The 23,280-nt window shown below is 73.5% G+C and carries 25 protein-coding genes; 14 read left to right on the top strand and 11 right to left on the bottom strand.

Translation table 11 applies throughout. The features are described from left to right. Positions 1–73: 73 nt before the first annotated feature. Together ABD343_RS01445 and ABD343_RS01440 are read left to right on the top strand one after the other, a co-directional pair. Entirely contained in the window at positions 74–1,276 is a 1,203-nt protein-coding gene (locus ABD343_RS01445) for a sensor histidine kinase (protein ID WP_344523083.1), read from the top strand. Next, positions 1,273–1,947: a response regulator gene (locus ABD343_RS01440; protein ID WP_344523081.1), complete on the top strand. Its 675-nt coding sequence runs from the start codon at positions 1,273–1,275 to the stop codon at positions 1,945–1,947. The genes ABD343_RS01445 and ABD343_RS01440 overlap by 4 nt, the downstream gene beginning before the upstream one ends. 60 nt (positions 1,948–2,007) lie before the next feature. On the opposite strand, the gene ABD343_RS01435 is transcribed toward ABD343_RS01440, so the two are convergent. Further along, positions 2,008–2,358 carry a DUF4333 domain-containing protein gene (locus ABD343_RS01435; protein WP_344523079.1) on the bottom strand — a complete coding sequence of 117 codons (351 nt, stop codon included), beginning with the start codon at positions 2,356–2,358 and terminating at the stop codon, positions 2,008–2,010. 198 nt (positions 2,359–2,556) lie between these two features. Here ABD343_RS01435 and ABD343_RS01430 point away from each other — a divergent pair, with 198 nt between their 5' ends. Continuing rightward, positions 2,557–3,570, top strand: coding sequence for a saccharopine dehydrogenase NADP-binding domain-containing protein (locus tag ABD343_RS01430; RefSeq protein ID WP_344523077.1), 1,014 nt, complete (start codon positions 2,557–2,559; stop codon positions 3,568–3,570). 153 nt (positions 3,571–3,723) lie between these two features. Here ABD343_RS01430 and tnpA read toward each other — a convergent pair whose 3' ends face one another. Next, entirely contained in the window at positions 3,724–4,140 is a 417-nt protein-coding gene (gene tnpA / locus ABD343_RS01425) for an IS200/IS605 family transposase (RefSeq protein ID WP_344523075.1), read from the bottom strand. 25 nt (positions 4,141–4,165) lie between these two features. Here tnpA and ABD343_RS01420 point away from each other — a divergent pair, with 25 nt between their 5' ends. Continuing rightward, a complete protein-coding gene (locus ABD343_RS01420) occupies positions 4,166–5,374 on the top strand; it encodes an RNA-guided endonuclease InsQ/TnpB family protein (RefSeq protein ID WP_344523073.1) in 1,209 nt (402 codons plus the stop codon). Positions 5,375–5,457: 83 nt separating this feature from the next. Here ABD343_RS01420 and ABD343_RS01415 read toward each other — a convergent pair whose 3' ends face one another. Continuing rightward, positions 5,458–5,865 carry a RidA family protein gene (locus ABD343_RS01415; protein ID WP_344523071.1) on the bottom strand — a complete coding sequence of 136 codons (408 nt, stop codon included), beginning with the start codon at positions 5,863–5,865 and terminating at the stop codon, positions 5,458–5,460. 137 nt (positions 5,866–6,002) lie between these two features. On the opposite strand from ABD343_RS01415, the gene ABD343_RS01410 reads away from it, so the two are divergent. From ABD343_RS01410 to ABD343_RS01400, 3 genes are read left to right on the top strand one after another with little or no spacing between them, the layout of a single operon-like run. After that, on the top strand, positions 6,003–7,220 hold the full coding sequence (locus tag ABD343_RS01410; protein ID WP_344523069.1) for a cytochrome P450 family protein: 1,218 nt from the start codon (positions 6,003–6,005) through the stop codon (positions 7,218–7,220). 22 nt (positions 7,221–7,242) lie between these two features. After that, the gene (locus tag ABD343_RS01405) at positions 7,243–7,758 is read left to right on the top strand and encodes a cupin domain-containing protein (RefSeq protein WP_344523067.1); all 516 of its coding nucleotides are present in this window, start codon (positions 7,243–7,245) and stop codon (positions 7,756–7,758) included. A 10-nt stretch (positions 7,759–7,768) separates the two neighbouring features. Next, entirely contained in the window at positions 7,769–8,551 is a 783-nt protein-coding gene (locus ABD343_RS01400) for an SDR family NAD(P)-dependent oxidoreductase (RefSeq protein WP_344523065.1), read from the top strand. Here ABD343_RS01400 and ABD343_RS01395 read toward each other — a convergent pair. From ABD343_RS01395 to ABD343_RS01385, 3 genes are all read right to left on the bottom strand, one after another. Next, positions 8,529–9,209 (bottom strand): hypothetical protein, encoded by a 681-nt coding sequence (locus ABD343_RS01395; RefSeq protein WP_344523063.1) that lies wholly within the window; start codon positions 9,207–9,209, stop codon positions 8,529–8,531. The genes ABD343_RS01400 and ABD343_RS01395 overlap by 23 nt on opposite strands. 88 nt (positions 9,210–9,297) lie before the next feature. After that, positions 9,298–11,613, bottom strand: a complete 2,316-nt coding sequence (locus ABD343_RS01390) for a hypothetical protein (RefSeq protein ID WP_344523061.1) — start codon at positions 11,611–11,613, stop codon at positions 9,298–9,300. Beyond that, a complete protein-coding gene (locus ABD343_RS01385; RefSeq protein ID WP_344523059.1) occupies positions 11,610–12,029 on the bottom strand; it encodes a hypothetical protein in 420 nt (139 codons plus the stop codon). The genes ABD343_RS01390 and ABD343_RS01385 overlap by 4 nt, the downstream gene beginning before the upstream one ends. A gap of 246 nt (positions 12,030–12,275) precedes the next feature. On the opposite strand from ABD343_RS01385, the gene ABD343_RS01380 reads away from it, so the two are divergent. The 4 genes from ABD343_RS01380 to ABD343_RS01365 all read left to right on the top strand — a co-directional run bounded on the left by ABD343_RS01380 (position 12,276) and on the right by ABD343_RS01365 (position 15,477). Then, positions 12,276–12,512 (top strand): hypothetical protein, encoded by a 237-nt coding sequence (locus ABD343_RS01380; protein ID WP_344523057.1) that lies wholly within the window; start codon positions 12,276–12,278, stop codon positions 12,510–12,512. A 163-nt stretch (positions 12,513–12,675) separates the two neighbouring features. Next, positions 12,676–12,894, top strand: a complete 219-nt coding sequence (locus tag ABD343_RS01375) for a DUF6011 domain-containing protein (protein ID WP_344523055.1) — start codon at positions 12,676–12,678, stop codon at positions 12,892–12,894. An 81-nt stretch (positions 12,895–12,975) separates the two neighbouring features. Next, on the top strand, positions 12,976–14,772 hold the full coding sequence (locus tag ABD343_RS01370; RefSeq protein ID WP_344523053.1) for a histidine kinase: 1,797 nt from the start codon (positions 12,976–12,978) through the stop codon (positions 14,770–14,772). A 39-nt stretch (positions 14,773–14,811) separates the two neighbouring features. Continuing rightward, on the top strand, positions 14,812–15,477 hold the full coding sequence (locus tag ABD343_RS01365; protein WP_344523051.1) for a response regulator transcription factor: 666 nt from the start codon (positions 14,812–14,814) through the stop codon (positions 15,475–15,477). Between the two features lie 6 nt (positions 15,478–15,483). Here the strand turns inward: ABD343_RS01365 and ABD343_RS01360 are convergent, their stop codons facing one another. Then, positions 15,484–16,740 carry a TolB family protein gene (locus tag ABD343_RS01360; protein WP_344523049.1) on the bottom strand — a complete coding sequence of 419 codons (1,257 nt, stop codon included), beginning with the start codon at positions 16,738–16,740 and terminating at the stop codon, positions 15,484–15,486. Between the two features lie 142 nt (positions 16,741–16,882). Between ABD343_RS01360 and ABD343_RS01355 the strand changes: the two genes are divergently transcribed. Continuing rightward, positions 16,883–17,758, top strand: a complete 876-nt coding sequence (locus ABD343_RS01355; protein ID WP_344523047.1) for a hypothetical protein — start codon at positions 16,883–16,885, stop codon at positions 17,756–17,758. A 22-nt stretch (positions 17,759–17,780) separates the two neighbouring features. Further along, positions 17,781–18,527, top strand: a complete 747-nt coding sequence (locus tag ABD343_RS01350; protein WP_344523045.1) for a hypothetical protein — start codon at positions 17,781–17,783, stop codon at positions 18,525–18,527. Positions 18,528–18,684: 157 nt separating this feature from the next. Here ABD343_RS01350 and ABD343_RS01345 read toward each other — a convergent pair whose 3' ends face one another. Both ABD343_RS01345 and ABD343_RS01340 read right to left on the bottom strand, forming a co-directional pair. After that, positions 18,685–19,593 (bottom strand): dihydrodipicolinate synthase family protein, encoded by a 909-nt coding sequence (locus ABD343_RS01345; RefSeq protein ID WP_344523043.1) that lies wholly within the window; start codon positions 19,591–19,593, stop codon positions 18,685–18,687. Beyond that, positions 19,590–20,387: an aldolase gene (locus ABD343_RS01340; protein ID WP_344523041.1), complete on the bottom strand. Its 798-nt coding sequence runs from the start codon at positions 20,385–20,387 to the stop codon at positions 19,590–19,592. The genes ABD343_RS01345 and ABD343_RS01340 overlap by 4 nt, the downstream gene beginning before the upstream one ends. 128 nt (positions 20,388–20,515) lie before the next feature. Between ABD343_RS01340 and ABD343_RS01335 the strand changes: the two genes are divergently transcribed. After that, the gene (locus ABD343_RS01335) at positions 20,516–21,094 is read left to right on the top strand and encodes a helix-turn-helix domain-containing protein (RefSeq protein ID WP_344523039.1); all 579 of its coding nucleotides are present in this window, start codon (positions 20,516–20,518) and stop codon (positions 21,092–21,094) included. On the opposite strand, the gene ABD343_RS01330 is transcribed toward ABD343_RS01335, so the two are convergent. Together ABD343_RS01330 and ABD343_RS01325 are read right to left on the bottom strand one after the other, a co-directional pair. Then, positions 21,085–22,266 carry a Bcr/CflA family efflux MFS transporter gene (locus tag ABD343_RS01330; RefSeq protein WP_344523037.1) on the bottom strand — a complete coding sequence of 394 codons (1,182 nt, stop codon included), beginning with the start codon at positions 22,264–22,266 and terminating at the stop codon, positions 21,085–21,087. The two genes, ABD343_RS01335 and ABD343_RS01330, sit on opposite strands and share 10 nt — an antisense overlap. A gap of 70 nt (positions 22,267–22,336) precedes the next feature. Continuing rightward, positions 22,337–23,239: an AraC family transcriptional regulator gene (locus ABD343_RS01325; protein WP_344523035.1), complete on the bottom strand. Its 903-nt coding sequence runs from the start codon at positions 23,237–23,239 to the stop codon at positions 22,337–22,339. Between the last annotated feature and the right edge of the window lie 41 nt (positions 23,240–23,280).

Here is a 23,280-nt window from a genome sequence, read left to right as displayed (position 1 = left end):
GCCGGTTCGGGGCCCGCCGTGTCGTCCTTTCGGCCGGTCTCCGCGCGCCCCCGCCTTCCGTACGCTGCGGAGCGTGGACGATCCCAATCCCTTTCCCCGACTGACGCGCCGCGCGGCCCTCGGCACGCTGTGGACCGGCATGGCGCTGCTGTGGCTGTTCGACGTGTTCAGCCTGGAATCGACGTCCGCCCTCAGCGGCTCCCCGACGGACTGGTGGGTGCTCGCGCCGGGCGTGGTGGCGGGCGTCGCCGTGCTGATGCCGGACGGGATGCTCGCGCTGCGCTGGCGCGCGGGCGCCGCCGCGCTGGCCTCCGGGACGACGACCGTGCTGTATCTGACGGCGCTGACGGAACTCCAGTCGTCCTGGGGGCTGCTGGAGAATCTGTGCCTGCTGCTCCTGCTGGCCCGTTCGGCGCGGGAGGTCTCCCCGCCGTGGCTCGCCGCCGCGCTCTGCGCCGCGCTGGCGACCGCGGTGATCGCGACGCCGCTGCGGATGACGGGCCCCTCGGACGGCTTCTTCGGCTTCGTGCTGACCTGCGCGGCGGGCGGCGCCATCGGGCTCGGCTGCTACGTGCGGGGGCTGGACGCGCGCAGGCGGCGCGCGGTCGCGGACGTACGCCAGAGCGAGCGGCTCGCGCTCGCCCGCGAGCTGCACGACTTCGTCGCGCACCACGTCACCGGCATCGTCGTGCAGGCGCAGGCGGCGCGGACGATCCGCGAGACGGCGCCCGAGCAGGTCGATCCGCTGCTCAGCGGCATCGAACGGGCGGGGGCCGAGACGCTGGAGTCGATGCGCAGGCTCGTACGGGTGCTGCGGGAGGACCCCACGGAGGGCGGGCGCCCGGTGCGGCCGGGCGAGCTGTTCGCCGAACTGGCCGAGCTGGTCGCCGCGTTCTCCGAGCGGGACGCGCCCGCCACGCTCCAGTTCGCGGAGGACGCGCGGCGCGCGCCCGTCGACCCGGAGGTCGGCACATCGGTGCGGCACGTGGTGCAGGAGGCGCTCACGAACGTGCGCCGCCACGCCCCCGGCGCCCCCTCGGTCACCGTGCGGGTCTCCCTGGAGGACGGGCTGCTGGTCACCGTCCACAACGCGCCGCCACCCCGGCACACCCCGGCCGAACCGCTCGGCGGGCGGGGCGGCCTCGGGCTCGTCGGGCTGTCGGAGCGCACGGAGGCCGTCGGCGGGACGCTCGCCGCGGGCCCGGCCGAGGACGGTGGCTGGCGCCTGACCGCGTCGTTCCCGGTCCGCGCCGCCGTGTCAGGATCTGCGGCATGAGCGCAGCGACCCGCGTGCTGATCGCGGACGACCAGGAGATGGTCCGTACGGGCTTCCGGCTGATCCTCCAGGCACAGCCCGGCATCGAGGTCGTCGGGGAGGCGGCGGACGGGGCCGAGTGCGTGGAGCTGGCCCGGCGGCTGCGGCCCGACGTGTGCCTCGTGGACATCCGGATGCCCAGGCTCGACGGGCTGGAGGTGACCCGGCACCTCGCCGGGCCCGGCGCGGTGGAGCCGCTGCGGGTCGTGGTGGTGACCACCTTCGACCAGGACGACTACGTCTACGGGGCGCTGCGCAACGGCGCTTGCGGCTTCCTGCTCAAGGACGCGGGCCCGGGGCTGCTGGTGGAGGCGGTGCGGGCGGCGGCGCGCGGCGACGCGCTGGTGTCCCCGGCCGTGACCGTACGGCTGCTGGAGCGGCTCGGCGAGCAGCCGGGGGAGCAGACGGCGGGTGCCTCGGGGGCGGCCCGGCATCCGCTGACGGAGCGGGAGCTGGAGGTGGCGCGGCTGGTCGCGGTGGGGCGGACCAACCAGGAGATCTGCGACGAGCTGTTCGTCTCGCTCTCCACGGTCAAGTCCCATCTGGCGAGCGTCCAGGGCAAGCTGGAGGTCCGCAACCGCGTGGAGATCGCGGCCTGGGCCTGGCGCAACGGGCTGGTGGGGGAGGGCTGAGCCTCCCCCACGGGGTCTCTCGGGGTCGCTTTGGCCCCGGGGTCTCCGGGCCCCTTGCCGTTACTCGCTTTCCTTCTCCTCCACGCCGTAGTCGAAGGTGACGCGGTCGCCGTCGACGCCGGTCACGGAGATGATGAGCGTCTTGCGCTCCCCGTCGAAGGTCGCGTCGCAGCGCACGTGGTCGTACTGCTTCGCGCGCAGTCCGCGCGGGCAGCTCACCTTGTCCGGGGCCTCCTCGATGAGCGGCCGCGCGAAGTTGTCCTTGGCCTTCCGCTCGACCTCGGCGCGCGGCACCGTGCGGTCCTCGCCCCGGGCCGTGGCCGTCGAGGTGTTGTCCAGCACCCTCCATCCCACGATCGCGGCCCCCGCCAGGACGGCGGCCACGGACAGGGCGATGACGATGCGCTTCATGAAGGGCTCCGGTTCGGCTCTCGTACGGGCACGGCGCGGGCTGCGCCGCTGATCCGATCCTCCGCGCCCGCCCCGCCCCACGCCCTCGGCCACCAGGCCGGTTCCGCCGCCCGGTCCTCGGCCGAAGGGACGAGGCCGGGCCCGCCCGTATTCACTAGAGTGGAACTCTAGCGAAAATGGCCTGCGGAAGGAAAGCGCATGCGTGACACGGTCCTGGTCCTCGGCGGGTACGGGGCGGTCGGCGCCCCGCTCACCCGGCTCCTGCGTGCCGTGCTGCCCGGCCGCGTGCTGCCCGCGGGCCGCCGCCCCGCCGCCTCGGGCGACCCGGAGGCCGTACGCGCGGACGTACGGGACCCGGAGTCGTTCGCCGGACTGCTCGAACGGCACCGGGTCGGCGTCGTCGTGCTGTGCGTGGAACCGCCGGACGCCGGGATCACCCGGCTCTGCCTGGAACGCGGGGTGCACGTCGTGGACCTCAACGCGACGCCGCGGCTGCTCGCCGCGACCGAGGCGCTGCACGGCACGGCCGTCGCGGGCGGGGCGACCGCGCTGGTGAGCGTCGGCGTCGCGCCCGGCCTCACCAACCTCCTCGCCCGCCGCGCCCACCGGGAGATCGGCGGCGCCGAACGGCTCGACCTCGCCGTGCTGCTCGGCACCGGCGAGGACCACGGCGCCGACGCGCTCCGCTGGACGCTGGAGTCCCTGGGCACGGGGCCGGGCACGGGACCGGACACGGCGGCGGGCGCGGGGCCGGAGGGCGCGCGTGTCGAGGGGTTCCCGCTGCACGGGCGGCGGCGCGCCCGCCCGTTCCCGTTCTCCGACCAGTACGCGCTGCGGGCGACGCTCGGCGTGCCCGAGGTCACCACGCGGCTGTGCCTGGACTCCCGGGCGGCCACCACCGCCCTGTTCGCGCTGCGCCGCCCGGCCCACGCGCTGGCGCCGCTGCTCGCGCGGGTGCCGAAGGGGCCCCTCCGCGCCCTCGGCAGCGACGCGTTCGCACTGCGCGCGGAGGCCGTGCGCGGGGAACGGCGGCTGGCGTACGCGCTCACCGGGCGGGACCAGTCGCGGGTCACCGCGCGGGTCGCCGCGCACGCGACCCGCGCCGTCCTCGACGGCGCCGCGCGCCCCGGAGTGCGCCACCTCGACCAGGTGCTGCCCGGACTCGGCCTCTCCGGCCTCCGGTTGTGGCGGCGCGACACGGGCGCAGTCTGAGGGGTGCACTCCTGACGTGTGGGTAGCGCGGGGTAGGTGCGCTACCGGGTCTAGTCGCAGTGCACCGGGCTTCAGCCCGGTGGTGAGGCGAATCTGAGAACTGCTCTGACCTCAGATGTGTGCACGGATCCGCACTGTTCATCTCAGCTCAGGTCAGAGCGGCCGGTTCTGCTGCTCGATGTACTGCTTCACGATGCTGAGCGGCGCACCGCCGACCGACCCGGCGAAGTACGAGCCGGACCACAGGCGCTGTGCTCGCCAGTAGTGGCGGACGAGATCGGGGAACTCCTGGCGGAGTCTGCGCGAGGACACGCCCTTGAGGGAGTTCACCAGCCTGGACACGGCGACTTTCGGCGGGAAGTTCACCAGCAGGTGGACGTGGTTGGCCTCGCCGTTGAACTCCACCAGCTCGGCTTCGAAGTCCTCGCACACGGCTCGCATGATCTCCTCGCACCGCGTCAGGTGCCGGTCGGCGAAGACGGAGTGCCGGTACTTCGTCACGAAAACCAAGTGGACATGCATCCGGAATACGCAATGACGACCTGTACGAACGTTCTCATCAATACCCATAAACCAATTGTGTATCGTGATTCGCGTGCAGCTTCGGTACAGCTTCCGCCTGTACCCGGGCACCGGTCAGCGCGCGGCGTTGGCGATGGCGTTCGGGTGCGCGCGGGTGGTCTACAACGACGCCCTCAGGGCTCGGGAGACCGCCCGCAGCGAAGGCATGCCGTTCCCGAAGACCGGCGACCTGTCGAAGCAGCTCATCACCGAGGCGAAGAGCACCCCGGAACGGGCCTGGCTCGCCGAGGTGTCGGCGGTCGTCCTCCAGCAGTCCCTGCGGGACCTGGACGCCGCATACCGGAACTTCTTCGACGGCCTGCAGGGCAAGCGTCCCCGCATGGGCGCGCCCCGGTACAAGTCCCGCAAGGACACCCGGCAATCCGTCCGTTTCACCGCGAACGCCCGCTGGTCGATCACGACCGGCGGGAAGCTGCGCCTGCCGAAGATCGGCGATCTCAAGGTGAAGTGGTCGCGCACGCTGCCCTCTGTGCCGTCCACGGTGACGGTGGTCAAGGACAGCGCGGGCAGGTACTTCGCGAGCTTCGTCGTCGAGACCGGCCCGGAGGTAGTCCTTCCCGAGGTCGCGCCCGAGCTGGGCATCGATCTCGGTCTCGGTCACTTCGCGGTTCTCTCGGACGGGACGAAGGCCGACAGCCCGCGCTTCCTGCGCCGGGCCGAGAAGCGCCTGAAAAAGGCGCAGCGGGAGTTGTCCCGCAAGGAGAAGGGCAGCAAGAACCGGGACAAGGCCAGGACACGTGTCGCACGGGCTCACGCCCGTGTCGCGGACGCGCGCCGCGAGTTCCACCACCAGCTCTCCACGAAGCTGATCCGCGAGAACCAAGCGATCGCGGTGGAGGACCTGGCGGTGAAGGGACTCGCCCGCACGCGCCTGGCCAAGTCCGTCCACGACGCCGGATGGGCCCAGTTCGTGTCGATTCTGGAGTACAAGGCCGCCCGGTACGGGCGCACCTTCGTGAAGATCGGCCGGTTCGAGCCGACCTCGCAGGTGTGCTCGCAGTGCGGCGTCAAGGACGGCCCCAAGCCCCTGCACGTCCGTGTGTGGACGTGCGGGACGTGCGGGTCGGTCCTGGACCGGGACATCAACGCGGCGGTCAACGTCGCCAAGGCGGCCGGACTGGCCGTGTCAGCCTGTGGAGCGCAGGTAAGACCGGGACTCGTCCCGGCACCGCGCGGCGAAGCGGGAACCCACCCGACACCGCAGCCTTCAACGGCGCGGTAGGCGGGAATCGCCGTCCTTCAGGGCGGCGAGGATGTCAAGGCGGCTTCACCGCGCCGGTACCGCCCCCGCAGGGCGCGGCGGGCTCAGTCCGTCACCGCCGCGACGGCCTCCAGCTCCACCAACTGGTCCGCGTACCCCAGCACCGTCACGCCCATCAGGGTGCTCGGCACGTCGTGGGCGCCGAACGCGTCCCGGACGACCTGCCACGCCGTCACCAGGTCCTCCTGGCGGGACGAGGCGACGAGGACGCGGGTGCTCAGCACGTCCTCCAGCGCGGCACCGGCGTCCTTGAGCGCCACGCGCAGGTTCTCCACGCACTTGGCGGCCTGCCCCGCGAAGTCGCCGACGGCGGCCGTCGATCCGTCGGCCTCCAGCGGGCAGGACCCGGCGAGATGGATGAACCGCGCGTCGGCGGGCGCCGTCGCCGCGTACGCGTACTCGGCGACGTCGGACAGCGAACCGGAACGGATGAGACGGACGGCACCAGCCACGAGTTTCCCCTCGGAGTGCTCCAGGACGACAAGAACCGCCTCATGCTCGCAGGGCAGGGGCCCGGTGCGCCTCCGGATTTCCGCTCGTTACCGTGCCCCTGACACACGCGGCCGCACCAGCAGCGACGAGGGAACCCATGACCCCGCATCAGCCCCTTCCCCGCCCCTTCGACGAGGAGTTCCGGGCCGATCCGTACGCCGTCCACGCGAGGCTGCGCGCCGAGGGGCCGGTGCACCGGGTCGCGCTGCCCGACGGGACGGCGGTGTGGCTGGTGACCCGGGATGCGGACGTACGCGCCGCGCTCGCCGACCCCCGCCTCACCGTCGACAAGTCCCACGCGGGCGACGGCTACACCGGCTTCTCGCTGCCGCCCGCGCTCGACGCGAACCTCCTCAACCTCGACGGCGAGGACCACCTGCGGCTGCGCCGCCTCGTGTCGCACGGCTTCACCGCGCGCCGCGTGCGCGGCATGGGCGAGGGCGTCCGCGCCGTCGCCGCGCGCTGCGCCGACCGGCTCGCCGCCGCCGAACGCCCGGACCTCGTGCGGGACTTCGCGCTGCCCCTGCCGCTCGCGGTCGTCGGGGACCTGCTCGGCGTGGCGGAGGAGGACCGGGGCCCGTTCGCCGGGTGGGTGCGGACGATGCTCGCGCCGCGGGACCCGCGCGACGTCGTCGCCGCCGTCGGCGCGATGCACGACTACTTGCGCCGCCTGGTCGCCGCCCGCCGTGCCGCGCCCGCCGACGATCTGCTGTCCGCGCTGGTCAGGGCCCGCGACGAGGACGACCGGCTGTCCGAGGACGAGTTGTGCTCGCTCGCGTTCCTCATCCTGGGCGCGGGCATCGACAACGTCCAGCACACCCTCAGCGCGGGCGTGCTCTCCCTGCTGCGCCACCCGGACCAGTGGGCCGCGCTCGCCGCCGACCCCGCCGGGCTGCTCCCCGGCGCCGTCGAGGAGGCGCTGCGCCACTGCCACCCCAACCTCACCGCGATCCGGCGCTTCCCGACCGTGCCCGTCACGTACGGCGGCACGACGCTGCCCGCCGGGGACACCGTGCTGCTCTGCCTCGCGGGGGCCAACCGCGACCCGGAGCGGTACGCGGACCCGGACCGCTTCGACATCCGCCGCACCGACGCCGCCCAGCACCTCGCGCTCGGGCAGGGCGTGCACTACTGCCTCGGCGCGCCCCTCGCGCGCCTGGAGCTGTCCGTCGCGCTGGAGACGCTGCTCGCCCGCTTCCCCGGGCTGCGCGTGACGGGGGAGCCGCGCCGGGAGACCTCGTTCCGCTCGCACTCGCTCGCGGAACTGCCCGTCGCGCTGGGCGAGTACGGGCCCGGCGGTCTCGCGGAGCGCTGACCCGCCCCCTACAGTCACCTGCGTGGACCCGACAGCGGAACAACTCGCGAAGCAGTACGGACTCGCCCCCCTGCCCGTCGAGGGCGGGCTCTTCCGGGAGACCTGGGCCGGGCCGCCCGACGCGGACGGCAGGCCCGCCGGGACGGCGATCATGATGCTCCTCACCGACGACGCGGACGACTTCTCCGCGCTGCACCGGCTGCCCACGGACGAGGTCTGGCACTTCTACCGGGGCGACCCGCTGGAGCTGCTCCTCCTCCACCCCGACGGGCGGGACGAGGTCGTGCCGCTGGGCCGGGAGCCGTACGTGCAGACGGTCGTCCCCGCGGGCACCTGGATGGGCGCCCGCGTCGCGCCGGGCGGCCGGTGGTCGCTCTTCGGCACGACGATGGCCCCCGGCTTCCTGCCCTCCGACTACGAGGGCGCCGACGCCGACGCGCTGTGCGCCCGCCACCCGGAGCGCGCCGGCCTCATCCGCGCCCTGTGCCGTGCGGACGCGCCGTCGCAGATGCCCGACACGCTCGAAGACCCGCAGTGAGAGGACGAGGATGACTGACCCCCGACTGCCCGCGCTCACCGGAAAGGTGGCCCTGGTCACCGGCGCCAGCGGCGTCATCGGCGCCGGGATCGCCGAGCGGTTCGCCCGCGCGGGCGCGGCCGTCGTCGCGCACTACCACCACGGCGAGAAGGCGGCCCGCGCCCTCGTCGAGCGCCTCACCGGCGAACTGGGCGCCGAGGCCACGGCCCTCGCCGCGGACCTGACCGACGAGCGGGAGTGCCGGCGCCTGGTCGAGGAGGCCGCGGCCTGGCGCGGCGGGCGGCTGGACGCGCTCGTCAACAACGCCGGGATCCAGCCCGTGCAGCCCTTCGCCGAGCAGACGGCGGACGACTGGCGGCGCCTCTACGAGGCCAATGTCACCAGCGCGTTCGCCTGCACCCACGCCGCCGCCGAGGTGATGGGCGTCCAGGAGGGCGGCGGCTCGGTCACCCACATCGCCTCGATCGAGGGCAGCCAGCCCGCGTTCCATCACGCGCACTACAACGCCTCCAAGGCCGCGGTGATCATGCACGCGCGCGCCGCCGCGCTGGAGCTGGGCCCGCGCGGCATCCGCGTCAACACCGTCTCGCCCGGCCTCATCGACCAGCCGGGCCTCGCCGAGAACTGGCCCGAGGGCGTGGCCCGCTGGACCGAGGCGGCCCCGCTCACCCGGCTCGGCCGCCCCGAGGACATCGGCAACGCCTGCGTCTTCCTCGCGTCCCCGGCCGCCTCCTGGATCAGCGGCACGGACCTCACGGTCGACGGAGGGGTCAGCGCGCATCCGACGTGGTGAGCGGGCGCGGCGGCTTCGCGGGGATCCGCGACTCCTTCCGGCAGTCCAGCCGCGCGGCCATGGCCCTGCTCACCGAGTGCAGCACGGTCATGGCGGCGCGGGCCCGTGCCGCGCCGGAGAGCTTCGCGTGCCTGTCCGTGAACGGGACGTGCACGCTGCCCGCCACCATCGGCGGGTCCCCGCGCCGCAGTCCGCCCGCGCAGCGGAACGCGAGGAAGGCCCCGCTGTCCCGCGCCCAGGCCACCTCGCCCACCCCGTACCGCACCTGTCCCGGCTCCCGCGCGCGGCGCGGCTCGTCGCCCGCGCCCAGGTGCGTGAACTCGACCTGGAGGAGCGGGTCGTCGCCCTTGCCGTCCTCCGCCGCGCTCACCCGGCAGACGACGGTGCGGGACGTGGCGGCGTCCGCGTTCCCGCGCAGCGTACGGGCGGCCTGCGCGAGCGGCACGTCCCGCGACTCGCGGTACCGCCCGTCCTCCGCGCCCAGCACCCGTACGGCCCGTACGGCGCCGGGGGACAGGACTCCGTGGCACAACTCCCGCGCCTCGACGCCCTCGTCCTCACCCCCACCGGAGGTGCATCCGGCGAGCACGAGAACGAGCCCGACGATCGCGAGAGGGCGTGCCCCGTAAGGGGCGCGGGGAACTGCGCGACCGGCCACGACGCGACCGCGGACCGCGTGCGGCGGCAAGGGGCAGCCCCGTCGCAGCAGCCGCACCCGGAAAGAGCGCGAGCCCGAACGCACCGGTCTACCCCACATAGGGCTCGCGCCCCTCGAAGGCGTTCCCCTGAGGCCCGATCGCCAGATACTTGCTCTTGATCGCGTCGGCGAGATCACCGGTCGGGTCCAACCCGGGGGCACGCCCCTTCAGATGTCTGTCGGCGGCGGCGCCCAGCTCGTTCTCGCCGCGGGCGAAGAACTGGTCCTTGTCCTTCGGCGGTTCCGGCATGTCGGGGCCGCCGAAGACCACGTCGTCGTGGAAGAGCTTGGAGAACTCGGTCGTCGCGCCCGTGACGATCGGGATCGCCACGCCCCAGGGGCCCGACTTCCCGGCGACGCTGAGGATCCCGGCCGTGACGCCGGGCGCGGCGCCGGTCATGCCGACGCGCGTCCAGTTCGCCGACTCTCGGAACGCGTCCTGCGCCTTCGCCGACTCGGCGTTGTACTGAGCCTCGATCTGCTGGACGCGCGCGTGGTCGAGGGTGCCGCGCGCCTCGGCCTCCGTCAGCAGCACCCGGCGGCCCGCGGCCCAGTCCGCGTCGCTCCCCGACGGCGGGTGCTGCGCGAACCGGTCGAGGGTGTAGAGGTGTTCGGCCTGGTTCATCAGCGCGTGCGAGGTCTTGTCCTGGCCGAGGACGCTGAGGAAGTCCAGGGCCTGCCCGCGCCCGAAGTCGGCGTGGCCCTTGTACGCGGCGGGGAACGCCGCGTCGTTCTCCAGGGACTCGCCGACCCCGGAGATGTTCCGGTTGAGGTCGTCCACGTAGGCGCCGCCCATCGCGCCGAGGCTCGCGGCCATCGCGGGCTGCTCGTGCAGCAGCTTCGGCCCGTCCTCGCCGCCGTACACGTGCACGACCTGCTCCATCACGCCCGCCGTCGCGGCCGTGCGGCGGTCGCCGCCGTGCTGGAAGATCTCCGGGTTCCTGCCGGTCAGCTCGTCGGCGTCGTACGCGTACCCCGTCGTGGCCGCCGTCAGGGCGTGGCCGAGCGCGTCGTGGCCGGGCAGCTCGCCGGGGCCGTTGCTCTTCATCCCGTCGAAGTCCCAGTTGCGGTCCTGGGTGAGGTACTTGAGGCGGTCGTTCAGCTCGGACCCCCGGTCGACGGCGCCGCTGACGCCGCCGGGCTGCTCGAAGAAGCGGGTGGCCGCCTCGGGGTTGTGGCCGAGCCCCTCCAGGAAGCCGACCACCGCGTCGTGCCCCGTGTCCCGGCCGCCGCCGAGCGGATTGAGGGAGTCCGTGTCGGCCTGGTTGGCCCAGTACGGGAAGGGGCCGCGGGTGTTCTCCTTCTTGTCCCAGGCCAGCAGCTTGTCCCCGTACCGGTTGAGGAATCCGCCGTCGTACGTGCCGTGCCGCATCAGGTTGCTCATGAGCTGGAAGCCGAAGGGGTGCGTGCGGCCGCCGCTGCTCTCCAGCCGGTCGTCGCCCATCGCGATCATCTTCGTCTGCCACTCGCGCATGGCGGGGCTGTCCGCGTGCGAGGCGGTGGCCAGGGTCGTGCCCAGGGACTTCTGGAAGACCTTCGCGGAGCGCTGCCACTCCTTCTCGTCGATCTCCGTGCCGGGGAAGTCGAGGTTGCGGGGGTGGGTGGCGTTGTAGAAGAGCTTGAGCGTCCCCTCGGGGCCCATCCGCAGCGCGAACCGCTCGGCGAACTCGGCGTCCTGGGAGTGCCGCGCGACGATGCGGGTGAGCCGCGCGAAGTCGTCGGACGGCAGCTTGCCGTTCTCCGTACGGGCGATCCGCAGCGCGTCCTGGAGGTCCTTCTCCGAGGCCTCGCGGGCCCCCACCAGGGTGTCGTACGCCCGGTCGTTGAAGCCGCGCGACGTCCCGTTGACGTCGGTGGTGAGCGCCTGGGCCAGGTCGCTGTCGGCCTCGGTGGCGGAGGTGAGGGCCCTGCGGGTGCGCTCGGCGTACGCCGCGATCGTCTCCCGGTACCAGTCCTCCAGCTCCGCCCGCTTCTTCTCCTCCTCGGCGTCGAGATGGAGGGAGACCGAGCCGTCGCGCTTGTCGAGCCGGAGGAACTCGTGTCCGGCCAGCTCCGTCTCGATGTCCTCCAGCACCTTCCTGGCCGCCTTGAACTTCTCCAGGGCCTGCGACATGACCCGGTGCACACGCCGGGCCTCCTCCTCGGCGGCCTGGATCTGCGCCCGTACGCGCCGCAGTCCCCGCCAGGCGGCGTCGGCGGCCTCGCCCTCCCAGTTGGAGTGCGCGAGCCCCTTGGTGACCTCGGTGCCGAAGTTGACCCCGATCTGGTCGAACTTGCCGGGTGCCTTGCCCCACTCGGCGACGGCCTCGCCGAGCGGGCCGAAGTCGGCGTCGCGCAGGTCCGCGTAGCTGATGGAGCCGCTCATGAGGACGTGTCCCCGGCGGCGTCGCGCGTCGCCATTCCGCGCTCGACGTCCGTGCTCCGGAAGTGGTCGGCCGCGTACCGCAGGGCTCCCGCCGTGCTCCCGAACTGGCCCTTCACGTACGCCATCTGGCCGCGCCAGCGCTCCTGGAACGTCTTGAGCGCGGCCTGCGTCGCGAACCCCTTCAGCGTCCCGTCGACCTGCCCGGTCTCGCGCATCACCTCGTCGTCGGCCTTCAGGAACTGGCCGCGCACGGTCTCCGCCCGCCCCGCGCGCGTACGCAGCACGGACGGCGTCACGACGAGCGGCTTGTCCCGCCCTCCGCCGGGGCCCTTCCCGGCGCCGTCGATCTGCATCCCCACGGACCCCGACGGCGCGTGGACGGCCTTCAGCTCCGCCCACTCCTCCTCGAACGACACCGCACCTCCCGCGCTTCCCCCACGACTACGGGGCGGCGACGACCGTAAGCAGGACAGGCGAACGGCGGGCGACGGCCGGGTGTCGCGGTGAGGGACGCGGAACGGGACGCAGGAGAAGAGCACAACTGCCCCCTGGGCTTCGCTGCGAGGTTGGGACAGAACCCGGGCAGATCCGCCATGGTCCTGGCGGGCGCCGCCCTGTTCGCTGGGGTGAAGACGTGAACCACGGGGAGGGGGCGAGCCGTCATGACGGGCGGGAAGCGGTGTGCGCGGTGCGGAGGGGCGACGGACGAGCCGGTGATGATCGGCGCGGTGGAGGCGGGTTCGGGGCCCGGCGCGATCGTGTACGCCTGCCCGCCCTGCGCGCGCTCGTACGCCGAGAAGTGGTACGCGCCCGAGTGGCTCCGCGCCGAACTGGCCGCACGGGATGCGCCGGGGGCTCCGGACACGGGCACGGTGGAACCACGCGAGAGCCCCCGCTGACGGGTCACCGGCCGGCCCGGCGCCGGCTCGGCGCGGGGAGGTCCGGCCCGGGGCCGGTCTGTGTCGCGCCGCGTACCGCCGTGCCGCCGTGCCGCCGTGCCGCCGGGGCGGCGGCGCCGTGCTGTCCGTGCTCGTCGCACGCGCGGAATGGTAGACCGGAGCCGTGCCGGAATCCGTGACCGAAGAGCCCACCCTCCCCGACAGCGAGCCCGTCCACCCCGGACCCGCCCACTGCCGCCTCTGCGGCCATCTCCTCCACGACCGCGTCTCGCGCGTCTGGGGCCTCGGGCCCGCCTGCCGCGACCGGCTCCGGCTCCGGCTGGCCCCCAGGCCCCCGGACGTCGAGATCGAGCAGGAGCCGCTGCCCGGCACGGACGTATGAGCGGGCGGTGATCACTTTCGTCGCTGCCGGTCGCGACGAAGGTCAGGTGCACGGGTGACGCAGCGTGTCTAACGTGGCGGCGTGAACCCCCTGCAACGTACGAACGCGCGTCCGGCCACCGTCGCCGCCCGGCTGGCGGCCCCCGTCCGGGACCTCTTCGCGCCCGGCATGTGGCCCGCCCGGCGCATCGCCCGCGAGGTGCTGCTCTCCGTGGTGCTGGGCCTGTGCGCCGCCGGCCTGGAGGCCCTCGACAGCGCGGGCACCGTGCGGATCGTCGCCGTCGCCGTGCTCGTCGGGCCGTTCACCGCGCTGCGCCGCACACTGCCCGGGACCGTGCTGCTGGCGATCTCCGTCGGCATGGTCTGGCTCGGGGGTCTCTTCCCTGCGGTCGTCGTGGCGGCCTGGTCCGCCGGGCGCCGCATCGAGCCGCCCTCCCGCGCGGTGACCGTCTTCGCCGTCGCATACGCGGCCGGTCTCGGGCTCACCGTCGTCACCGAGCTGCCCAGGTTCGCGCCCTCGGCCTTCGTCTTCGGGGGGCTGCTGATGCTGGTCCTCATGGCGGTGCCCGCCCTCGTCGGCCGGTACCGCTCGCAGCGCCGCACGCTGGCCGACATCCTGCGCGAGTACCACGCCCAGTCGCTGCGCGAGCGGCACATGATCGCGGGGCAGGCGCGGCTGCGCGAGCGGCAGCGCATCGCGCAGGACATGCACGACAGCCTCGGCCACCAGCTCGCGCTGATCTCGGTGCACACCGGCGCGCTGGAGGTCGACCGCGAGCTGACCGGGCGGCAGCGCGAGGCCGTCTCCGTGCTGCGCGAGGCGTCGGTCGCCGCGATGCGCGAGCTGCGCGAGGTCGTCGGCCTGCTGCGCGAACCCGGCGACCCCCGGGACGTCCCCAGCGCTCCTGGCGTCCCCGACGACGGCCGGGACGCCCCCGAGGCCCGTCCCGCCTCGCGCGTGGCCGACGGCATCGAGGGGCTGGCGGAGACGTCCAGGAACGCGGGCGCGGCCGTGGAGCTGCGGCGTACGGGCGAGCCCCGGCCGCTGGCCCCGGCCGCCGACCACGCGGCGTACCGCATCGCGCAGGAGGGCCTCACCAACGCGCACAAGCACGCCCCCGGCGCCCCCCTCACCGTCACCCTCAGCTACGAGGACGACGCGCTCACCGTCGAGATCGTCAACGGCCCGCCGCCCGCGCCCGCACCCGGGGAACCCCCGCGCGAGGTCGTCAGCGGCGGCCAGGGCCTGACGGGGCTCGGCGAGCGGACGCGCCTCGTCGGCGGCATGGTGCACGCGGGCCCCACGGCCGACGGCGGCTTCCGGCTGGCGGGCGTCCTGCCGTACGAGGTCGGGAGCGAGGCGGGGAGCGCGCCGGACCGGGCGGCCGGATCCGTGACCTTCGTGGCCCCGGGCGACGACCTTCGGCAGCCGCCACCGGGCGCCCGGCCCGGCGACGGTGTTCCGGTCAACGACGGGACCGGATTGCCGAAGGAACTGGTGAAGGCCATGAGCAGGAAGAGCACGGGACGCGGGGGACTGAAGCTGGGCTGCGGGATCGTGGCCCTGGTGGTCCTCGTGGGGCTCGGCGTCGGCGGGTACTTCCTCCTCGAGAGCGTCAGCAGCGGCTCGATCGAGCGCGGCCAGTACGACGCGGTCAAGGTGGGCCAGTCCGAGAAGTACGTGCGGGGGAAGCTGCCGGACGGCGACTCGATCTTCACCCAGGACATGGACAAGGGCGCACCGCCCGAGCCGGAGGGCGCCGAGTGCCTGACTCTGGTGGACCTGGACAATACGGAGATGGATTCGGAGACCGTATTCCGCTTCTGCTTCAAGGACGGCAAGTTGATCGAGAAGAAGACGTACAGGGTCGCGCAGTAGCGCGCGGAACCCGTGGAGCGCGTGTGGGAACGGAGAGACGTGATCAGGGTCCTCATCGCGGACGACGAGCCGCTCATCCGGGCGGGCATCAAGGTCATCCTCACCTCCGCCGACGACATCGACGTCGTCGCGGAGGCGGCGAACGGCCGTGAGGCGGTGGAGGCCGTCCGCGCGCACCGCGCGGACGTCGTCCTCCTCGACATCCAGATGCCGGTGATGGACGGCCTGGCCGCCCTCCCGGAGCTGCGCCGCGCGGCGCCCGGCACGCGGGTGCTGATCCTGACGACGTTCGGGGAGCAGGAGAACGTGCTGCGCGCGCTCTCCGGCGGCAGCGTGGGCTTCCTCCTCAAGGACTCGGCGCCCGCCGAGCTGATCCGCGCGGTGCGTGCGGCGGCGGCCGGTGACGCCTATCTCTCCCCGGGCGCCACCCGCCATGTCGTCGACTCACTGACCACCGGCGGCACCCTCGCGCACCGCACGGAGGAGGCCCGGCGCCTCCTGGCCACCCTCTCCGGCCGCGAGCGAGAGATCCTCGCCCTCCTCGGCGAGGGCCTCTCCAACGCGGACACGGCCCAGCGCCTCCACATGAGCGAGGGCACGGTCAAGAACTACGTGAGCCGTGTCCTGACCAAGCTGAACTGCGACAACCGCGTCCAGGCCGCCCTGCTCGCCCGCGACGCGGGCCTCAAGCCGGAGGGCGCCTGACCGGGCTCACGCCACGGGGCGGACGAAGACGTCGCCGATGAGGTTGGTGTCCTCCGGCACCAGCCCCGGGTAGTAGGAGGAGAACGCCACCGTCGCGCCGTCCCCGCTGATCAGCGCCGTGCCGACGCCGACCCCCTTGCCGTCGGCGCCGGGCGACAGCAGGGTCTCCTCGCCGGTGCGCACGTCGTGCAGGTAGAGGCCCTTGGGCGACAGGCCCGGGGTGGTCGCCATGTTGAGCAGGACCTTCGAGCCGTCCGCGGTGAGGTCGTCGGACACGACGGTGTCGGTGGGCTCGTGCCCGTCCAGCCGCCGCGTCTCGCCCGAGGACAGGTCGCGGACGAAGACGTTCCACCAGCCGTTCGTGTCCTCCTCGTCGACGAGGTTCTCCGCCATGGAGTTGAAGAGTACGGCCGAGCCGTCGTCGCTGATCGCGGGCCCTACGGCCGACCTGTCGGCGACCGGTGAGCCGTCGCGGGTGACGTCGGCCTGGACGGTCCGCCCCGTCGTGCGGTCGTGGACGAGGATGTCGCTCCGGTCGTCGTCGGCGGGGCCCGTGTACCCCTCCTGGTAGGCGATCTTCCGCCCGTCCGCGCTCATGGACATCTGCTCGCACCGCAGCGTGTTCCGCGCCTCGCCCTCGGGACGGCTCACCCGCTGGGACCGCCCGGTGCGCCGGTCCAGGACGTAGATCCGGCAGGTGCCCTGGGGCTGCGCTGCGGGCCGGGCGGCGAAGGCGAGGTACCGCCCGTCCGCGCTGAGCGGCGCCGTGCCGTACGAGGCGGTCCAGGTGCCGGGCAGGTCCGGGTCGAGCCGCTCCGTACGGCCGGTGCGCAGGTCCATGAGGTGGAGGGAACTGCGCGCGGTCTCCGTCGAGTACGAGCCGAAGCTGAGGTGGCGCCCGTTCCCGGAGAGGGCGGGTGAGGAGGTCGTCTCGCCGGGCACCGTCACGCGGCGCAGGGGGCCGTCGGGGGAGGTGCGGTAGTGCACGTTGCCCGGAGGGGCGCCGCCGGGCAGCAGGTTGGTGGCCTGCGACTCGAAGGCCAGGACACGTCCGTCGTCGCTGATCGCCGGGTCCGTCGAGTGCCCGTTCCCCCCGGCCCCCTCGGGGCTCACGCTCACCCACTCGGTCCGCGGCACCTCGCCCGGCGCCCCACCCGGCTCCCCGCCCGGCGCCGCGGTGGCCGGAAGCGCCGGTGCCGCGAACGCCGCCGCCAGGACCATGCCCGCGCAGGCCCGTAAGCCCCGCGTTCTCCTACGTCTCATGACAAGCCCCCTCGTATCTCGCGCAAAGGACGTCCCAGATACAAGCGCGCGCCCCTGAAGCGGTCAATGCCCCTGCCCGATCCGGCCGGATCGGGCAAGCTGTGATCCGGCAACGAGGCCTACGCGCGGGGGAGTTGAGGGTGTGAGCCGCTCGGGCAGCAGCGCCGGAAGTGTGCGGCACCGGATCGAGCAGGGGGTCCTGTGCTCCCTCGCCGGGGCCGGGATCTGCGTGTCCGTGGCCGACATCCTGGGCCTGGTCGACGGCATGGACACCCGCACCCTGTCGAAGGTGACCCTGCTGATCCTCGGCGGCGTCACCCTCTTCCTCGTCGTCGAGATCCACGGGCTCAAGGCGCTGGACGACGTCAAGGACCAGGTGACCCGGCTCGACGCCAGCGTCAATCAGCAACTGTCCAAGCTGGACATGGACGCCCTCGCACGCGAGCTGCGGGAGGAGCATTTCGGCGGCGTGGTGCGGGCGTATCCGCGCTTCCCCGACGACCGGTTCGCCGAGTTCCTGGACGCGGCGCGCGAGGAGGTGACGATCCTCCAGACCTGGATCCCCAACCTCGACCTGTTCCAGGAGAAGCTCGCGCAGGCCCTCGTCCAGCGCGAGGTGCGGCTGCGCGTGCTGCTCCTCAAGCCCTCGTCCCCGGTGGCCGACCTGCGCTACCGGGCGCTCGCCCGCGACCCGGCCCTGAGCGAGGACGTACGGGCCAACGTCGAGCACTGCCTCGCGACCTTCGCCGCGCTGGTGAGGCGGCTGCCCGAGAGCTGCTGCCCCCGCGTCGAGGTGCGGGTCTACAACTCCCTGCCGTCCCTGGCCGTCTACAAGGCCGATGAACGCTATCTGGTCAGCTCCTTCCTGCACGGGCGGCTCGCCATCCACTCCAGCCAGACCGAGATCGAGGGCCGCGACACCGCGATGGGCCGCCAGGTGCAGGAGGAGCTGAACACCCTGTGGGACATCGGCCTGCCCGTACAACTGCCCGACTGGCGCGACTCGCCGCACCTGTGAACCGGAAGAGGCTGTGAGGACCATGCAGCACCAGCACCTGCACGAACTGGACCAGTTCGAGGACGCGTTGATCGAGCGCTATCACGGCCATCCGGTCCTCGCGCGGATCACCCGGCTCACCGAGCCCGACTTCGCGGAGGTGATGCTCCAGCGGCGCTTCCTCTCCCTCGCCTTCACCCCCGCCTACGACCTGGCGATCGACCTGCTCCGCGACGAGGAGGGACTGCGCATCGCGCGGGTCATCCTGCGCGAGGAGTACCCGGACGCCCACGGGCAGACCCCCTCGCACCGGGAGGACGTGAAGGAGGACCTCTACCGGCTCGGGATCTCCCGCGCGGAGCTGGTCGCCTCGCGCCCGACGCCCGCCACGAGCCGCGCGATCCAGGGGACGTTCGAGCTGATCGCCGAGGCGGGCGCCCACGAGGACGCGGACCTGCGGCTGCTGACGATCCTCCGCTTCTGGGGCGAGATCCTCGTCTCCGTCGAGTACGAGCGGCTCTGGCAGCGCCTGGAGGAGCGCTTCACGGAGAACGGCCGCAACGTCTCCCGCTTCTACCACCCGCACCTCGTCCACGACGCCAAGTCCCACCCGCTCGCGACGGTCTCCCTCCTCTCCGGTACCCACGCCGACCGGCTGGCGACGCGCCTGAGCGAGATGCTCACCGACGCCGCCGCCGTGGCCGCCTTCAAGGAGTCCGAGGAGCGGGCCCTCGCCCTGAAGACGGCCTACTACGACCAGTTCGGCCCGGCCCTGGGCCGCGCGGGGTAGGGGCCCGCGGCGCCCGGCGGGAGTCAGGGCAGGCCCGCCTCCTCCAGGAGCGCACGGACGCGGGCGGTCTCGGCGCCGGTGTGGGCGCGCATCGGCACGTCGTAGGCGAGCAGCGGCAGTTCGACGGCCTCCGCGATCCGCCGGAAGCGCCGCCCCCTCAGGCGGAGAGGCGCCGCAGCATCCCCCGGAGCTGCTCCGTCTCCTTCTCCGGCAGCGGCAGCAGGGGCGGGCGCGGGTGTCCGACGCCCCGCCCCTGGAGTTCGAGGCCCGCCTTGACGGCCCTCGGCAGCCCCTGCTGGACGATGAACCTCAGGAAGGGGAGCAGTTCGGCGAGGATCGCGTCGGCTTCCGCGTCCTTCCGCATGGCCGCCTCGTAGAGCGCCAGGCACGGGCGGGGGACCAGGCAGGGCGCCGCGGTGCACCAGCCCGCGGCGCCCGAGCGGAAGGCGTCCAGGGCGACGGGATTGCTCCCGTTGTAGACGGACAGCGCCCCGTCGGACAGCTCGCGCAGGGCCCGGAAGCGGGCGACGTCGCCCGAACTCTCCTTGACCATCGTGAGGTTCGGTATGTCCCGCGCGAGTCCGGCCACGGTCTCGGGGAGGAGATCGACGCCGCTGGTGGCCGGGTTGTTGTAGAGCATCACGGGCAGGCCCGCGGCGTCCGCGACCGTCGCGAAGTGCCGGGCCAGCTCGGCCTCGGTCAGCTTCCAGTACACGAGCGGGAGCACCATGACCGCCGTGGCCCCGTGCCGGGCGGCCACCCGCGCGCGGCGCACCGTGCCCTCCGTGCTCCAGTGCCCGATCCCGACGACGGTGGGGACGCGCCCCGCGACGGCGTCCAGGGACGTCTCGCAGACGGCGTCCCACTCCGCGTCCGATAAGTACGCGCTCTCCCCGGTGCTCCCCAACGGCGCCACGGCGTGGCTCCCGGCCTCCACCAGGTCCCCGGTGAGCGTACGCAGCGCGGCCAGGTCGGGCGCTCCGGTGCCGGGTGCTCCGGTGCCGGGCGCGAAGGGGGTGACGGGGTAGGAGATGATGCCGTGGATCGGCGGTACGTCGCTCCTCACAGCTCCACCTCGCCCGTGACGCAGTCGGGATGGTTCCGCAGCGCGCGGCGCGCGTAGTACGCGAAGCTCGCCTTGTTGCGGCGGTCGGTGGAGGTCCAGTCGTGGGCCTCGCGGGCGAGCGCCGGGTCCAGGGGCTGGATCGTCCCCGCCGCCATGGCCAGGAGCTGGAGGCGCGCTGCCCGCTCGATGAGCACCGCGAGGGCGCACGCCTCCTCCACCGTGGCGCCGGTGACGAGCTGGCCGTGGTGCGCCAGCAGGATCGCGCGCTTGTCGCCGAGGGCCGCGGAGATGATCTCGCCCTCCTCGTTGCCGACCGGCACGCCCGGCCAGTCGCGGAGGAACGCGCAGTCCTCGTACAGCGGCGTGGTGTCCATGTGGGAGACGACGAGCGGCACTTCGAGCATCGCGAGCGCCGCCGCGTGGAGCGGGTGGGTGTGGATGATGCAGTTGACGTCCTCGCGTTCCCGGTAGATCCAGGAGTGGAACCGGTTCGCGGGGTTGGGCATGCCCTCCCCTTCGAGGACCTGGAGGTCCTCGTCCACGAGCAGGAGGTTGTCCTCGGTGATCTCGTCGAAGCCGAGCCCGAGCCGCTGGGTCCAGTACGTCCCGGGCTCCTCGCCGCGGGCGCTGATCTGCCCCGCGAGCCCCGAGTCGTGCCCGCCGTCGTAGGCGATACGGCAGGTCAGCGCGATCTTCTGACGTGTGGTCAGCTTCGGGTCGGCGAAGTGGGTGTCCATCTGCCGCTCGGCGCGGCTGACGAGGGTGTCCTTCGTGTCGTGCAGGGTCGTGGCCATCCGCGCTCCGTTTCCGGACGGGGTTTCAGGAAACGAGTTTCACGATAGGAAACCTTGTGTCATGCGGCAAGGGGCGAAAACTGGCCGATACTGTCCCTGGCTCCCGGGACGGCGAAGGGAAGACACGGGTGATCAATCGCGTACGGCAGCTCCGCAAGGAGCGGCTGATGACCCTGGAGGCGCTGGCCGGTCGCGCGGGCGTCACGAAGAGCTATCTCTCCAAGGTCGAACGCGGCCAGAGCGTCCCGTCGATCGCCGTCAGCGCCTCCCTCGCCAAGGCCCTGGACGTCCCGCTGGACAATCTGTTCGCCGACGCCGAGGAGCTGACCGAGGTCACCGTCACCCGCGCCGACGCCCGCCGGCCGCTCACCGACGACGGCGAGCCCGGGTCCCGTTACGAGGGCATCGCCCTGGAGGCGGGCACCAAGCGGATGACGCCCTTCATGCTCTACCCCCCGCACGACGCGGGCCCCGTCCCCTTCCGCGACCACCCCGGCGAGGAGTTCGTCTTCGTCCACAGCGGCCGGGCCGAGCTGCTCATCCCCTCCCGCACCATCGAACTGGGCCCCGGCGACTCCGCGTACTTCCGGGCCACCACCCCGCACAAGGTCCGCTCCGTGAGCGAGGAACGGGCGGCGCTCCTGCTGCTCGTGTGCGACGACCGCACGACACCGGACGGCCCTTCCCCGCACCGGCCTCAACCGTAGGGCCAGGACCGTACGAGACCGGCGAACGCGGCGGCCGACAGCAGCGTGAAGCCCAGCACCACCACGGCCGTGGACAGCGCGGGGCCGCCGCCCAGCATCCCCGGAAGCGGCGCCGCCGCGGCCCCGAGCGCGAACTGGGCGCCGCCGAGCAGCCCGGAGGCGGCTCCCGGGGCGTCGTCACCGGCCGCGAGGGCCAGCGCGGTCGCGGCGGGCAGCAGGACCCCGAACCCGGAGGTCAGCCCGAAAAGGCAGGCCCATGTGAGGAGCAGCGTGTCCACCCCGGCAGCGAGGAGCGCCACGAGCGTCCCCATGGACCCCGCGGTGACGGCGACGCCCACGCCGAGCAGGACGTGCAGGCGTACGCGCCCGGCCAGCCGCCCGAACGCCGCCCCGGCGGCGACGGTCCCGAGGGCGTTGACGGCGAACACGAGTCCGAACGCGGCGGGCGACAGCCCGTACCCCTCCTGGAAGACGAACGGCGACCCGCTGATGTACGCGAACAGGGCGCCCAGTCCGCAGCCCATGACCAGCAGATACCCGACCAGCGCGCGGCGCCGCAGCAGCCCCGCCGTCGCGCGGAGCGCGGCCCGTGGCCCACCGGCCCCGCGCCGCCCGGCGGGCAGCGACTCGGGCACCCACCGCCACACCGCCCCCAGCAGCGCCAGCCCCGCGGCGGCCAGCGCCACGAACACCAGCCGCCACGAGCCGAGCCCGAGCACGAGCCCCCCGGAGACCGGCGCCACCACCGGCGCGACCGACCCGATCACGCTGAGCGTCGCGAGCCGCCGCGCGGCGTGCACGCCGCTGAACAGATCGCTGATGACGGCCCGCCCGACCACGATGCCCGCCCCGCCCGCCACCCCCTGCAACAGCCGGGCCACGTCGAACACGGCGACCGACGGCGCGCACGCGCACACCAGCGACAGCACGGCGAACGCCCCGGACCCGCCCAGCAGCAGCCCCCGCCGCCCCCGCACATCGCTCACGGGCCCGAGCACCACCTGCCCGGCCGCGAGCCCGACGAGACAGGCAGTCAGCGAGAACTGGACGGCCGCCCCCGAGACCCCGAACGAGTCGGCGATGCGCGGGAATCCGGGGGCGTACATGTCGGTGGCGAACGGCGATACGGCCGAGAGCCCGGCGAGAACGAGAACGAGGGAACGGGAATTCATCCCGGCATCCTCGGAGCGGGCCGGGCGCGCGGCTGTGGAGCGGGACTCCGAGAGCTGTGGAGGCCGGATCTCAGCGCCCCCGAGGGGAACGCCCCTGCCTCCGCTCCCGCTCCCGCTCGCGTTCCCGTTCCCGCCGGAAGCGCGCGGGGGAGACGCCCCGCTCGCGCCGGAAGGCGTACCCGAAGTTGCTGGCCGAGGCGTACCCGACCTCGTGCGCGATCCGTTCCACGGTCCATTCGGTCTCGACGAGCAGCACGGCGGCCCGTTCGAGACAGCGCCGCCGGTGGTGCTCCATGACGGACGTGCCGTGGAGCGCCCGGAAGCCGGTGGTGAGCCGGCGCACCGACATCGAGGACGCGCGGGCGAGCGCGGCGAGCGTCGGCGGCGCGTGCCGCGCGGCCCAGAGCACGTCGGGCACGCGCCGCAGGACGTCGATCTCGTACGGCGCGAGGCGGATCCCGGAATCCACAGCTCTCACGGGCGCGTCCATCGCGTCGACGACGGCACCCAGTGCGGCGAGGACGCGGGACTCCAGGAAGAGGGGCCGCCCGGTGGAGGACCGCCGGTGAAGGAAGATCTCTTCGAGCGGTCCCGCGGCGTTACGCACCCCGGAGGCCCGCCCCGCGTACTGGGCCCGGGCGAGGCACTCCGGCCGGGTGTCCCGCCAGGCCCCCACGCCGAACCCGGCGAGATGGGCCTCGACCCCCGCCCAGGTCCCGGTGACGGAGACGGCCCGATACCGCTCGCGTTCCCCGTACGAGACGACGCCCCGCACGGCCCCGCGCGGGCTCAACGCCACGTCCCCGGCCCGCAGCTCGCCCTCGCCCCCGTCGGCCTCACGGACCCGCAACCGCCCGTCGAGACAGCACTCCAGCTCGAAATGACCGGCGGGGAGGGCGAATTCGACTTCGCTCCCGGCCCGGAACTCGACGTCGTACCGCACGACCTCGAACCCGCTCCCCAGCGAGGTCACCTCGATACTCCCGTACCCCACCCCCGCCCGAACCCCATACC

The sequence above is a fragment of the Streptomyces albiaxialis genome (assembly GCF_039530985.1).
In the GTDB taxonomy this organism is placed as follows: domain Bacteria; phylum Actinomycetota; class Actinomycetes; order Streptomycetales; family Streptomycetaceae; genus Streptomyces; species Streptomyces albiaxialis.
This window is presented reverse-complemented; position numbering and strand designations above follow the sequence as displayed.

Excerpts from the sequence above, each read along its gene's own strand:
- ABD343_RS01440 (WP_344523081.1), top strand. The coding sequence starts at position 1,273 with ATGAGCGCAGCGACCCGCGTGCTGATCGCGGACGACCAGGAGATGGTC.
- ABD343_RS01435 (WP_344523079.1), bottom strand. The coding sequence starts at position 2,358 with ATGAAGCGCATCGTCATCGCCCTGTCCGTGGCCGCCGTCCTGGCGGGG.
- ABD343_RS01430 (WP_344523077.1), top strand. The coding sequence starts at position 2,557 with ATGCGTGACACGGTCCTGGTCCTCGGCGGGTACGGGGCGGTCGGCGCC.
- tnpA (WP_344523075.1), bottom strand. The coding sequence starts at position 4,140 with ATGGGTATTGATGAGAACGTTCGTACAGGTCGTCATTGCGTATTCCGG.
- ABD343_RS01410 (WP_344523069.1), top strand. The coding sequence starts at position 6,003 with ATGACCCCGCATCAGCCCCTTCCCCGCCCCTTCGACGAGGAGTTCCGG.
- ABD343_RS01400 (WP_344523065.1), top strand. The coding sequence starts at position 7,769 with ATGACTGACCCCCGACTGCCCGCGCTCACCGGAAAGGTGGCCCTGGTC.
- ABD343_RS01390 (WP_344523061.1), bottom strand. The coding sequence starts at position 11,613 with ATGAGCGGCTCCATCAGCTACGCGGACCTGCGCGACGCCGACTTCGGC.
- ABD343_RS01380 (WP_344523057.1), top strand. The coding sequence starts at position 12,276 with ATGACGGGCGGGAAGCGGTGTGCGCGGTGCGGAGGGGCGACGGACGAG.
- ABD343_RS01360 (WP_344523049.1), bottom strand. The coding sequence starts at position 16,740 with ATGAGACGTAGGAGAACGCGGGGCTTACGGGCCTGCGCGGGCATGGTC.
- ABD343_RS01350 (WP_344523045.1), top strand. The coding sequence starts at position 17,781 with ATGCAGCACCAGCACCTGCACGAACTGGACCAGTTCGAGGACGCGTTG.
- ABD343_RS01340 (WP_344523041.1), bottom strand. The coding sequence starts at position 20,387 with ATGGCCACGACCCTGCACGACACGAAGGACACCCTCGTCAGCCGCGCC.
- ABD343_RS01330 (WP_344523037.1), bottom strand. The coding sequence starts at position 22,266 with ATGAATTCCCGTTCCCTCGTTCTCGTTCTCGCCGGGCTCTCGGCCGTA.